Genomic DNA, 9,105 nt, shown 5'->3' with positions numbered 1-9,105 from the left:
TTTCGTCGCTGTCAACAACTTGCTGAAGAATTTTTATCGTTCAACGCGTCGCTAACTTCACCGCAACCGCAGACCGTCGCCAACCACTCAACAACCCGCAAACCCGCTCCACTCCTACTTCTCCACCACCTCAACAACCCCACCGTCGCTTTCGTTTCGGCGCTGTCGTTTGCAGCGAGGGGCGAATACTAGGGGAGTTTTTCGAACTGTGCAAGCCCTTTCTATCCGGACCTGCAAAAAACCGCATCGAGCGCGCGCGGAGACCAAGATGCGCGCGGCGTTACAGCACGGCAAAAAACAACTTCCATCGCTGATCGCCTATCCGCTCGCTGTTATTGATTGACGGCGGTGTCGGCATCCGCCACACACCGGAAGCCCACGTGCGACGTCGACGTATCGAGCGTTTGCGGATACCGCGCTGCCGGACGATAGCGGCGGCAGTAGTTAGGAGCACAGAGGTGGGAGCCGCCCTTCATGACTTTCAATTGCCCGGCTGCGCTACGGCTGCCGGCAGTACAGCAGCGCGCGGTAGCTTGCGCCGCAGGGTTGGCCTGGTACCAGTCCTCCGTCAGTTCCCACACGTTGCCGATCATGTCGTAGAGGCCGAAGGCATTGGCGGAGTAGCTGCGTACGGGTGTGGTGCGCACGCCCTTGATCTGCTTGAGGTCCTGCCAGGGAAACTCGCCGTGCCAGTAGTTGGCCTGGGGCTGGCCACCGGGCTCGAACTCATGGCCCCAGGCGTATTCAGCGGCGTCACGGCCGGCCTTGGCGGCGAATTCCCATTCGGCTTCGGTCGGCAGGCGCTTGCCGGCCCAGCGCGCATAGGCGCTGGCGTCGGCGTAGGTGACGTGGACCACCGGGTGGTCTTGGAGCCCGTCAATGGAACTCCCGGCGCCGAGCGGACGGTGCCAGCAGGCATCGCGCGTGTGGCGCCACCAGCGCGTCGGATCATTGAGCGGCACCGGGCCAGGCGGGGCGACGAATACGGCGGAGCCCGCATACAGCAGCGCGGGATCGGCACCGGGGTAGTCAGCGGGCGATGGCGCGATCTCGGCGAACGTCACGTAGTCGGTCGCATTGACGAACGCCTGGAACTGCGCGTTCGTCACCGGCGTTTCGTCCATCCAGAAGCCTGCCACGCGCGCGTTTCTGGCGGGTGCTTCGTCCGGGTAGTGACGGTCGGACCCCATGGTGAACGGGCCGCCCGGAATCCAACACATGGCGGGTCTGGCTGACGAGGCAGTCTTCATGGGGCGTGCAAGTGTGATGGCGAACATGATGCGCAGGCCCATCTTACTTGCCGGCCTGGGCGGGCAGCGCGACGTCGACCGTGACCTTGAGAATGTCCCCAGGGAACACGGCGGTTTGGGCGTAATCGTCGGTCATGGGGGCGCCCGTGTCCTGCCCGATGTCGAGCGTCTCGCCCTGGCCTGCGTCCACGTTGGGGGTGGACGTGACGCGCCCGCAGTTGGCGCGGACGCCGTTGACCGTGATGCACAGCACGCCGCCCTTGAGCAGGCCGCCACCGTCATAGGTGAAATCGAACCGGACAATGGACGTGCCGGCCGGCAGCGCCTTGTCGGCAACGATCTTGGACTGGTCCTGCGCCCATTCGGAGCGTGCCGCCAACGCGGTGGGCTTGCCGTCCTTCAAATAGAAGCCCCAGCCGCCAAACCAGCTGCCGCGCGCCAGGATCGGGCCCGTTACGTGGCCGTCAGGCAGGTTGACCTGGGCTTCGACGCTGAAGGAGCGGCCCATGAAGTTGGGCGCTGTTTCCTTGCTGATGCTCAGTTGCTTGCCCCAGTACTCGAAGTGGGTGCCAAGCTTGTCGTAGTGCTGGCTGGCGGCCGTTGCACGCTCGACATTCAGGCGGTCGTCCAGCGGCAGCACCTGATTGCGCTTGGCCTCGGCGAGGAAGAGCTCCTGCATTTCCTTGAGCTTCTCGGGGTACTGCGCGGCCACGTCATGCGCCTGGCTGAAGTCGTGCCCCAGGTCGTAGAGCTGCCACTTGTAGTCGCCGTAGGTGTTCTTGCTGGCCGCACCGAATTCCCACGGCATGCGCTGCGGAATGGTGTTGGCGATCCAACCGTCCTTATAGATGGCACGATTGCCCAGCATCTCGAAATACTGCGTGCGCGGCGGCTCGGGGGCGTGTGCGTTCTCGAAGGCGTACTCCAGGCTCTTGCCTTCAAGGAGCTGCTGCTTGACGCCGTTGACGCTCTGCGGCGGCGGCACGCCCGCGGCCTCGAGCACGGTCGGCATGATGTCGATCGCATGCGCAAACTGTGTGCGCAGCGTGGCGCTGTCGTTGGTGTGGCCCGGCCACCGGATGATCAGGCCATTGCGGATGCCACCCAGGTGCGACGCGATCTGCTTGGTCCACTGGAACGGCGTGTCGAGCGCCCAGGCCCACGCGGCCGGATACAGCGGATAGCTTTTGGGTCCACCCATCTCATCAATGTGACGTGCCTCATCTTCGGGGCTGCGGTGCAGGCCGTTGATGAAGTGGCCCACTTCATTGAGCGTGCCGTTGGGGCCGCCCTCGCCGCTGGCGCCGTTGTCGCCGTGGACCATGATGACCAGCGTCTTGTCGAGCTGCCCCATGCGCTTGAGCTCGCCCAGCAGGCGGCCGATCTGCGCGTCCTGGTAGGCGGCCATGCCGGCAAACACTTCCATGTAGCGCGCGTACAGCCGTTGCTGCGTGGGGCTGAGCGACAACCAGGCCGGCAATTCAGCCGGGCGCGGCGTCAGCACCGCATCGGCAGGAATGATGCCCTGCGCCTTCTGCCGCGCAAAGGTTTCTTCGCGCAGCGCGTCCCAGCCCTGGTCGAAGCGGCCCTTGAAGCGGTCGATCCACGCCTTGGGCGCCTGGTGCGGCGCGTGGCCGGTACCGGTGGCAAGGTAGGCGAAGAACGGCTTGTCGGGCGCGGAAGCCTTCTGCTGGTGGATCCAGTGGATCGCGTCGTCCACCAGCATGTGGTCCAGCGTGACGTCGCTGAGCTTTGGCGTGTCGGCGCTGAGGGTGTTGCGGTACAGGCGCGGATACCACTGATTGGTATCGCCGATGATGAAGCCGTAGAAATATTCGAAGCCCAGGCCCGTGGGCCAGTGATCGAACGGGCCGGTCGGCGTGGCTTCCCAACTCGGGATGTTGTGGTGCTTGCCGAACATCGCCGTGTTGTAGCCGTTGTCCTTCAGCACTTCAGCGATGGTGGCCGCCGAACGCGGAATGGCCGAGTTGTAGCCCGGAAAACCCGTCGACATGTCGGTAATGGCCCCCGCCGACACCTCGTGGTGGTTGCGCCCCGTCAGCAGCGCGGCGCGGGTCGCCGAGCACATCGCCGTCGTATAGAAATTGTTGTAACGCACGCCGTCGCTGGCCAACTGTTCCAGCGCAGGCGTGGGCACCGGGCCGCCGAAGACGGAGGAACTGCCGAACCCCATGTCATCCGTCATGATGAGCAGCACGTTGGGCGCACCAGCCGGTGCCTGCACGCGTTGCGGCCAGTCCGGTACCGAGGCGGATGCGTTCGGCTCGATGCGGCCCTTGAACGGCGCCGGCGGGATGGGCAGAACATCGCGCGCGAGGGGTGGCACCTGCTGCGCGCGCAACGGGGTGCCGAACACCAGCGGCATCAGCGTCGCAATGGCAGTCAGCGCGGCACGCACGCGGCGCGCGCGCTGGTTGTTGGTCGGACGACGTGCTTTCACAACGGGCTCCTCAATCTTCTTGCATCGGGCATGACAAACGTAGGCGGGATCATGCCGAGGCTCGCCCGTGCCGAATGTTGAGTTTTTGACAATTCAGGGTTGGACCCGATGCCCCCAGCCCGCAAGACGCGGCAAAGACAGAGTTCACACGGTTGCTCCCCAAACCATATTTCGAATATATTGGAAATATGGAAGAAACTACCGCTATCCAATCCTTGGCCGCTCTCGCGCATGTGGTGCGCCTGCGTGTCTTTCGCATGCTCGTGGCCGCCGGCGTTGCTGGGCTGACGCCAGGGGCGATTGCCGAGCAGTTGGACGTGCCGGGCGCGACCTTGTCGTTCCACCTGAAGGAGCTCATGCACGCCGGGCTTGTAACGCAGGAGCGCGACGGCCGTAACCTGATCTACCGCGCAGCGTTCGACCACATGAACGGGCTGCTGAACTTTCTGACTGAAAACTGCTGCCAGGGCGAGCCCTGCCTCGACGCCAGTACCACCGGTTGCCAATGCTGAACGCGCCATGACCACACATGTCTTGATCCTCTGCACCCACAACTCCGCGCGCAGCGTATTGAGCGAAGGGATGCTCAACCACTGGGCACAGAAGCTCGGCAAGGACGTACGCGCCCACAGCGCAGGCAGCGCGCCCAGCGGCCGCCTCAACCCGTTTGCGCTGGAGGCCTTGGAAAATGCCGGCGTCGATACCACCGGGTACCACAGCAAGAGCTGGGACACATTCACCGCCGACGGCGCCCCGCAGATGCGCATCGTCATTACCGTCTGCGATAGCGCGGCCGCCGAGCGATGCCCGTACTGGCCGGGCAGCCCCGTCCAGGTGCACTGGGGCTATGCAGACCCCTCCAACGCACCCGGCGGCGACGAGGGCAAGCGCCAAGCGTTCGAGCTGACACGCGAGGCCATCGGCTACCGCATGCTGCAACTGCTGATGCTGCCGCTCGACACACTGAACAACGCCGAGCTGCGGGACTCGCTTGAGCGCATCGCGCGCAGTTGAACACCATGACTCCTTTGCGACACCGGCTTCTGGCCGAAGGACTTGGTACGGCGTTGCTGCTGGCCGTCGTCATCGGCTCCGGCATCATGGCCGAGCGGCTTGCTGGCGGAAACGTCGCCATTGCGCTGCTGGCCAATACCGCAGCCACAGTTGGCGGGCTGTATGTGCTGATCGAAATGTTCGGGCCGATCAGCGGCGCGCATTTCAACCCGGTGGTGAGCGCGGTGATGACCGTAAGGGGTGAGCTGCCCGGATCGGCATTGCTGCCCTACGTCGCGGCGCAGCTGGTGGGCGCGGTGCTCGGTGCCTGGCTGGCACATGCCATGTTCGACCTGTCCATCCTGCAGCTTTCCACCAAAGCGCGCAGCGGACCGGGGCAGTGGATTGCCGAGACGGTAGCGACCGCCGGCCTGCTGCTGGTGATCCTGCGGGCGCCCAACGGCCGTGCTTCGACGATGGTGGCGGCGTACATCGGCGCGGCGTACTGGTTTACGGCCTCCACATCATTCGCCAATCCAGCGGCGGCGCTCGGGCGGATGTTCAGCAACAGCTTCGCGGGGATTGCGCCATCCAGCCTGCCTGGCTTCGTGCTGGCCGAATGCGCGGGCGCTGCACTTGGGCTGCTGCTGTATCGCCTGCTCGAATCCCGTGGCGCCGGGGGCGGGCATCCCAACGTGATCGAGTCTTCGGGCGAGCACTAGGCCGCCGCAATCAACCCAGCGCGACTCCTGCGATGCCTGCCACAGCGCAGAGCGCCACCACGGCCAGCGGCGGAGTCTTCCAGCGTGTCAGCAGCAGGAAGGCGATGGCGGCGATGGCGAAATCGCGCCCGGAATGCACGGCGCTCGTCCAGACCGGCGAGTAGAGCGCAAATGCCAGCAACCCGACGACCGCAGCATTCACGCCGGCCAGCACCGCCGCCATGGATGGCCGGGCGCGCAATGCCTGCCAGTAAGGCAGCGCTGCGATCACCAGCAGCAGGCCCGGCAGGAAGATACCCACCGTGGCGAGCGCCGCACCGACCCCATGGTCGAGCCCTGGGCCGATCGTCCAGCCCAGAAATGCAGCAAACGTGAACAGCGGCCCGGGAACCGCCTGCGCCGCACCGTAGCCGGCCAGGAAATCGCTCGGCGCCACCCAGCCGGTGGCAACCGTCTGCTGCTCCAGCAACGGCAGCACGACATGGCCGCCGCCAAAGACCAGCGCCCCCGACCGATAGAACGCGTCGAAGACTTTGGCCGGCAGCCATGGATATAGATCAGCCAACACCGGCAGCCCGAAGAGCAACACGCAGAAGAGCACCAGGCTGACCGCACTGGCCGCACGAGACATCCGGAACGCATGCCCCTGCCCTGCCGCAGTGCTACCGCTGCCCGGCAGAGGCGACCGGCACAATACCCATCCCAGCAAAGCGCCAAGCACGATGACGATGAGCTGGGCATACACGGTAGTCAGCACGCTGAGGATTGCAATACCGATCAACGCGATGGCGGCCCGCTGGGCGTCGGGACAAAGCTTGCGCGCCATATCCCACACGGCCTGCGCCACCACCGCCACGGCCATCAGCTTCAACCCGTGGATCAAGCCGCTACCGATGGGGCCGCCCAGGCTCGGCGCGAGCATCGCGAAAGCCAGCAGCAGGAACACAGAGGGCAGCGTGAAACCACACCAGGCCGCAAGCCCGCCGAGCCATCCGGCACGAAGCAGGCCGACGGAAAATCCCACCTGGCTGCTAGCAGGCCCAGGCAGAAACTGGCATAGCCCGACCAGGTCGGTGAACGTGGCATCGTCCAGCCAACGGCGGCGCTCCACGAACTCGCGGCGGAAGTAGCCGATATGCGCAACGGGCCCGCCGAAACTGGTCAGGCCCAGCTTGAGGAACACGGCCAGCACTTCCAGCGCTGAGCCTGTGCGTCTTGCTTCGGACGAAGTCGAGATGGCTGTCATCAACTGATGCCTTGCTCTGCCAAATACCGGCGTTGGGAAAGCCTGTATTAGAACATCGCAGCAGAGCAGGCATCAGCAATGGCGCATCAAGCCCCCTCGGAACGCAACACCCGCACCGGCACCGACTTGTACGACGGCGTGCCGCTTTCCTTGTCGATGTAATGCAGCGGCACCAGCACGTTGGCCTCCGGGTAGTACGCACCCACGGAGCCGCGCGCAATGCTGTAGGCGATGGCGGTGATCTTCTCCAGGCGCATCTTGCGGCCATCGACGATGGTCTCGATGTCCACCAGATCCCCGTGCTCGAGCCCGCGTGCAGCCATGTCGGCCTCATTCATGAACAGCACATCGCGCCGCCCAAACACGCCGCGATAACGGTCATCAAGGGCGTAGATGGTCGTGTTGTACTGGTCGTGGCTGCGCAGCGTGATCAGGCGCAGGACGTGCTCGCCGCCCAGGACATCGGCGTCTTCCTGCACGCCGCCGTACACCGAGAACATCGCCTTGCCGGTGGGCGTGGGCCACTGGCGCTCGGTGGGGGGCAGCGGCAAGCGGAAGCCGCCGGGCTTACGGATGCGCTCGTTGAAGTTCTCAAAGCCGGGGATAGTCTTTTCGATCAGGTCGCGGACCTTGTCGTAGTCGGCAATGAGGTCCATCCAGGGCACCTTGCTGTTGGGCAACGTCGCGCGGGCCATGCCGGCAACGATGGCAGGCTCGGAACGCAGGTGCTCGGAGGCCGGCGTGAGCTTGCCCGCCGAGGCATGCACCATCGACATCGAATCTTCCACCGTGATCGACTGCGCGCCGCCGGCCTGCATGTCCAGCTCCGTCCGGCCCAGACAGGGGAACACATACGTTTCCTTGGCCACCAGCAGATGCGAGCGATTGAGCTTGGTCCCGATATGCACGCTCAGGTCAAGCTTGCCCATGGCAGGGAAACTCACCTCAGGATCGGGCAGCGCCACGGCAAAGTTACCGCCCAGGCAAAGCAGCGCCTTGGATTTGCCGTCGATCATGGCCTGCATGGCATTGACGGCGTCGTGCCCGTGTTCCGCGGGCGGCTTGAAGCCGAAGACGTTCTCGATGTTCTGCAGGAAGCTGGCCGACGGCTTTTCGGTAATGCCCACAGTGCGGTTGCCCTGCACGTTGGAATGGCCACGCAGCGGACAGATGCCGGCGCCGGGCTTGCCGAAGTTGCCGCGCATCAGTAGCAGATTGGCAATCAGGCGCACATTGGCGGTGCCCTTGTTGTGCTGCGTCACGCCCATGCCGTAGGTGATGATGGTGGCGTTCGATTTGGCGTAAGCCGCGGCAACGTCTTCCAGCTCGGCGCGGGTGAGGCCGCTGGCCTTCTCGATGTCGGCCCACGTGGCCGCTTCGAGTTCGGCGGCAAATGCGTCGAAGCCCTGCGTGTGTTCTGCGATGAAGTCGCGGTCCAGCACGTCGCCTTGCGTGGCTTCCATCGCCAGCAGCGCCTTCATGATGCCGATCAGCGCCGCCGCATCGCCGCCGCCGTCCACCTGGTAGTACGTCGAGGCGATGCGGGTCGAGCCGTAGGTGGCCATCTCCAGGAAGTTCTGCGGATCGGCAAAGCGCTCCAGCGCGCGCTCGCGCAGCGGGTTGAACACGATGATCGGCACGTTGCGGCGGGATGCCTCGTGCAGCGTCCCCATCATGCGCGGGTGATTGGTGCCGGGGTTGTGGCCGATGGAGATGATCAGCTCGCACTGCTCGAAATCGTCCAGCGAGACCGTGCCTTTGCCGATGCCGATCGACTGCGGCAAGCCCACGCTGGTCGGCTCGTGGCACATGTTCGAGCAGTCGGGGAAGTTGTTGGTGCCGTATTCCCGCGCGAAGAGCTGGTACAGATACGCTGCCTCGTTCGACGCCCGGCCCGAGGTGTAGAACTCCACCTCGTCGGGGTGCAGCCCGCGCAGGATCTCGCCGATGCGGGCGAAGGCGTCTTCCCACTCCACGGCGCGGAAAGTGTCTTTCTCGCGGTCATAGACCAATGGATGCGTGAGCCGCCCCTGGTCTTCCAGCTGATAGTCGGACCACGTGAGCAGTTCGGTGACCGTGGTGTTGGCGAAGAACTCGGGCGGCACGCGCTTGTTCGTCGCTTCCCACGTCACGGCCTTGGCACCGTTTTCGCAGAACTGAAAGGTGGAGCGGTGCTCCTTGTCGGGCCAGGCACAGCCCGGGCAATCGAAGCCGGTGGGCTGGTTGGTCCGCAGCAGCGTGATCGGCGCCTGGAACTTGTCCATCTGATCATGGACAGCCTGTGCCGTCGCCCGCAGCGCGCCCCAGCCTCCGGCCGGGCCGTCATAGGGCCGGATGCCGGGAACTTCGCGTCGATTTGCCATGTGACTCTCCATTGCCCCAATCAGAGTTGGGGGCTTGCGTTAGTAGTGAGTGATGCCGCGATGCGGCCAG

The 9,105-nt window shown here is 64.8% G+C and carries 8 protein-coding genes; 4 read left to right on the top strand and 4 right to left on the bottom strand.

What is annotated here, in order from left to right; translation table 11 throughout:
• Positions 1-192: hypothetical protein (locus NG900_RS25900; RefSeq protein ID WP_252685166.1), on the top strand; the 192-nt coding region annotated here is incomplete at its 5' end.
• Between the two features lie 140 nt (positions 193-332).
• Here the strand turns inward: NG900_RS25900 and NG900_RS25895 are convergent.
• Both NG900_RS25895 and NG900_RS25890 read right to left on the bottom strand, forming a co-directional pair.
• Positions 333-1,250 (bottom strand): formylglycine-generating enzyme family protein, encoded by a 918-nt coding sequence (locus NG900_RS25895; RefSeq protein WP_420804185.1) that lies wholly within the window; start codon positions 1,248-1,250, stop codon positions 333-335.
• A gap of 43 nt (positions 1,251-1,293) precedes the next feature.
• Entirely contained in the window at positions 1,294-3,711 is a 2,418-nt protein-coding gene (locus tag NG900_RS25890; RefSeq protein ID WP_252685162.1) for an arylsulfatase, read from the bottom strand.
• Positions 3,712-3,899: 188 nt separating this feature from the next.
• Between NG900_RS25890 and NG900_RS25885 the strand changes: the two genes are divergently transcribed.
• From NG900_RS25885 to NG900_RS25875, 3 genes are read left to right on the top strand one after another with little or no spacing between them, the layout of a single operon-like run.
• A complete protein-coding gene (locus NG900_RS25885; protein WP_252685160.1) occupies positions 3,900-4,223 on the top strand; it encodes an ArsR/SmtB family transcription factor in 324 nt (107 codons plus the stop codon).
• Between the two features lie 7 nt (positions 4,224-4,230).
• Positions 4,231-4,725 carry an arsenate reductase ArsC gene (locus NG900_RS25880; protein ID WP_252685158.1) on the top strand — a complete coding sequence of 165 codons (495 nt, stop codon included), beginning with the start codon at positions 4,231-4,233 and terminating at the stop codon, positions 4,723-4,725.
• A 5-nt stretch (positions 4,726-4,730) separates the two neighbouring features.
• A complete protein-coding gene (locus NG900_RS25875) occupies positions 4,731-5,426 on the top strand; it encodes an aquaporin (protein WP_252685156.1) in 696 nt (231 codons plus the stop codon).
• Positions 5,427-5,436: 10 nt separating this feature from the next.
• Here NG900_RS25875 and chrA read toward each other — a convergent pair whose 3' ends face one another.
• Positions 5,437-6,672 carry a chromate efflux transporter gene (gene chrA, locus NG900_RS25870; RefSeq protein ID WP_252685154.1) on the bottom strand — a complete coding sequence of 412 codons (1,236 nt, stop codon included), beginning with the start codon at positions 6,670-6,672 and terminating at the stop codon, positions 5,437-5,439.
• Between the two features lie 86 nt (positions 6,673-6,758).
• Positions 6,759-9,035 (bottom strand): FdhF/YdeP family oxidoreductase, encoded by a 2,277-nt coding sequence (locus NG900_RS25865; RefSeq protein WP_252685152.1) that lies wholly within the window; start codon positions 9,033-9,035, stop codon positions 6,759-6,761.
• Positions 9,036-9,105: the final 70 nt, after the last annotated feature.

It is taken from the genome of Ralstonia soli, from assembly GCF_023955655.1.
Classification (GTDB): Bacteria; Pseudomonadota; Gammaproteobacteria; order Burkholderiales; family Burkholderiaceae; genus Ralstonia; species Ralstonia soli.
The sequence above is the reverse complement of the archived record's forward strand: the minus strand, read 5'-3'. Positions and strand labels throughout refer to the sequence as shown.